Raw genomic sequence first — 3,082 nt, forward strand, 5'->3', positions numbered from 1 at the left:
ATCTCTTCCCACATAAACCCTTAATCGTTGAATTCTTTTTCATGCATCCATTTGGCATGTTCAGGTGCGCGCTTGGTTTTTGACCATTCATCAAGCATGTCCCACTTCACATCATCCAGTTTTTTGCTCATGTCTGGTGTGCCTGTGTTTGCGGCTAATTCAAGGCGGTGACCGCTTGGGTCATAGAAATAGATGGACTGGAAGATTGTATGGTCTGTTGGGCCGACAACTTCAATGCCGTCTGCTTCCAACTTACCTTTGGCTTCCATTAATTCTTCAACAGAACCAACTTGGAAGGCGATGTGTTGGCACCATTTCGGTGTGTTTTCATCGCGGCCCATTTCAGGCGAGTTTGGTAGCTCGAAAAAGGCAAGGATGTTGCCGCTACCCGCATCCATAAAAATATGCATGTAGGGGTCCGGTTCCTTTGTGGAGGGAACCTCATTTTCAGCAATGGCAAGGACGAAATCCATATCGAGGTATTTTTGATACCATTCAACTGTTTCTTTCGCATCTTTGCAGCGATACGCAACATGATGGATTTTTTGAATTGTCATTTAACTGCTCCCTGTAGCGGCTTTTAATAAGTTACATTTGAAACTATAATTGTTTCATGTGTAACTAATCAAGCAAAAAAAAAGGAAAGAAAGAAAAAAACTTGCGATTTACTCTGCCATGTTCTTAGATAGTTATGAATGAAACTAAATAAAGCGGTGGAAATACAGGGCTATGAGAAGAGATAAACCAGCAGAGAATTTTAAACTGGAAACATTTTTTCCTTATCTGGTGCGTATTTATTACCGCGCTGTCAGCCGTTCAGTCTCCACAATTTACGAAAAAGAATATGACCTGACCGTTTCAGAATGGCGCGCTATGGCTGTTTTGGGAAATAGTGATGATCCGCTTTCAGCCGGAGAAATTGTCACACGCTCAAGTATTGATAAAGTCAAGGTTAGCCGAGCTATTTCCGGGTTAACCCAGAAAGGATATCTGGAGCGAAAAGTTGATGAAGGCGATCGTCGTAAAGTTGCCCTTCAATTAACGCGCAACGGTTACTATGTATTTGATGAGCTTGTGGCAAAGGTTCAGGACTTAGAAAGTCAGCTTTTAGAGGGCTTTGATGCAGGGGAAAAAGACCAGCTGCTCTCCCTCATGGCGAGAGTTAGAAAAAATGCAGATAAGCTTAATGGTTCTGAGGAAATGTAAGTGAAAGGGTAGGGATTGACCCAAGTCGATAAAAAGCAAATTGAAACAAACTTAAGTGTTGTCGACTTATTTACAATCGGGATAGGTCCTTCCAGTTCGCATACTGTTGGGCCGATGAGGGCTGGTTATCTCTTCTGCCAAGATCTGATTAATCAGAAAACTATTGATCAAGTCTCCTCATTAAAAATCAACCTCTATGGGTCACTTGCCTTAACTGGTAAAGGTCATGCGACTGATAATGCCGTTTTGCTGGGCTTAAGCGGGCAAAGGCCACGCAGTGTGGACCCCGATAATATTAATGTGACTCTCGATCGCATTAGAGAGAATAGCGAGCTTGTTCTCGGTGATCTTCACGTAATTAAATTTGTTGAGCGCGATGATCTGCTTTTCAATTATGAAATCGTAAAGCCTGAACATCCAAATGCCATGCAAATCGCTGCCTTTAATTCGAAGGGGGATTTACTGCACCAACAGGAGTATTTCTCAGTTGGTGGCGGCTTTATCGTCTGTAAAAGTGAGCATAATCAGGCTGAATATAGTGGGCCAGATGTTACCTTGAAATATCCTTTTACCTCAGCTGAAGAATTGTTGGAAATTGGCAAGGCTGAAAACCTATCAATCGCAGAAATCATGATGGCAAACGAGCATTCATGGCGCAGTGATGATGAGACATATGACTTTCTCAAACGTGTGCGTAATGCCATGAGTGACTGTATTGATCGAGGATGTCAGCAAACAGGCAAGCTTCCCGGTGCCTTTAATGTACAGCGCCGTGCAAATGAACTTTATTGTGAATTGACGGAGCAACCTGAAGCAGGCTTAAAAGACCCCTTGACCGTTATGGATTGGGTCAATCTTTATGCTTTGGCTGTAAGTGAAGAAAACGCTGCTGGCGGGCGTGTGGTGACAGCACCGACAAATGGGGCCGCAGGTGTGATGCCTGCTGTATTGCGTTATTATGAGCGGTTTGCGCCAAATGCGAGTGAAGAGGGCATGAGGTGTTTTCTTCTTACCGCTGCCGCAATCGGTGTTTTATACAAAAAAAGGGCATCGATTTCAGGGGCTGAAGTGGGCTGTCAGGGCGAGGTCGGTGTGGCGTGTTCCATGGCTGCTGGTGGGCTAACAGCAGCACTTGGAGGAAGTAACGAACAGGTTGAAAATGCTGCAGAAATTGGTATGGAGCATAATCTTGGCCTGACTTGTGACCCGGTTGGTGGCTTGGTGCAAATCCCCTGTATTGAGCGCAATACAATGGGGGCAATGAAAGCGATAAATGCCTCACGCTTGGCCCTAAGGGGGGATGGAACGCATCTTGTCTCTTTAGATAAGGTGATTGAGACCATGAGGCAGACGGGTCTTGATATGAGAAGCAAGTATAAAGAAACCTCTAAAGGTGGTCTCGCAGTCAGTATTGTTGCGTGCTGATTTACACCCACGGTTGCACTCTATTTTGATAAAAACACTGATCCGTACAATTGCGTATAGGGGCAAAAAAGTAAGTTATTTATCAGTAACTTTCTTATTTTATTACATGTAATTTAATTCTGTGAAGGTCGTTTCCTGCGAATCTTTTACGCTCAAAGATTCGCAGGAAATGGAAAGATAATGGTTCATTGGTTCCTGTTTCTGAATGGTTAATTTCTTCCTAATAATACATTTGGGCTGTGCAAATTATAAAATTCTTTTAAAAACAATGCGTTATGTGTGGGGTTGGATGTTTGTGCAAAGTGCGGGAACATCTAGGTGGTTTTGATTATCTTTATGTGTGCAGAAGTTTGGGTTTTAGGCTCAAATTTGCTATAATTTGCTCAATTAAAAATACCATTATTATGCTTTCTTGAGGGCATGGGTTAACACTAGTAGGCGGGCAAGCTGA

3 protein-coding genes are annotated in these 3,082 nt (G+C 43.2%); 2 read left to right on the top strand and 1 reads right to left on the bottom strand.

The window, feature by feature from the left end:
- Positions 1 to 20 precede the first annotated feature (20 nt).
- A complete protein-coding gene (locus MTBPR1_RS00410; RefSeq protein WP_069185578.1) occupies positions 21 to 557 on the bottom strand; it encodes a VOC family protein in 537 nt (178 codons plus the stop codon).
- A 172-nt stretch (positions 558 to 729) separates the two neighbouring features.
- On the opposite strand from MTBPR1_RS00410, the gene MTBPR1_RS00415 reads away from it, so the two are divergent.
- Together MTBPR1_RS00415 and MTBPR1_RS00420 are read left to right on the top strand one after the other, a co-directional pair.
- Positions 730 to 1,206 carry a MarR family winged helix-turn-helix transcriptional regulator gene (locus MTBPR1_RS00415; RefSeq protein WP_069185579.1) on the top strand — a complete coding sequence of 159 codons (477 nt, stop codon included), beginning with the start codon at positions 730 to 732 and terminating at the stop codon, positions 1,204 to 1,206.
- Between the two features lie 15 nt (positions 1,207 to 1,221).
- Positions 1,222 to 2,631: an L-serine ammonia-lyase gene (locus MTBPR1_RS00420; RefSeq protein WP_083222804.1), complete on the top strand. Its 1,410-nt coding sequence runs from the start codon at positions 1,222 to 1,224 to the stop codon at positions 2,629 to 2,631.
- Positions 2,632 to 3,082: the final 451 nt, after the last annotated feature.

It is taken from the genome of Candidatus Terasakiella magnetica (assembly GCF_900093605.1).
GTDB lineage: Bacteria > Pseudomonadota > Alphaproteobacteria > Rhodospirillales > Terasakiellaceae > Terasakiella > Terasakiella magnetica.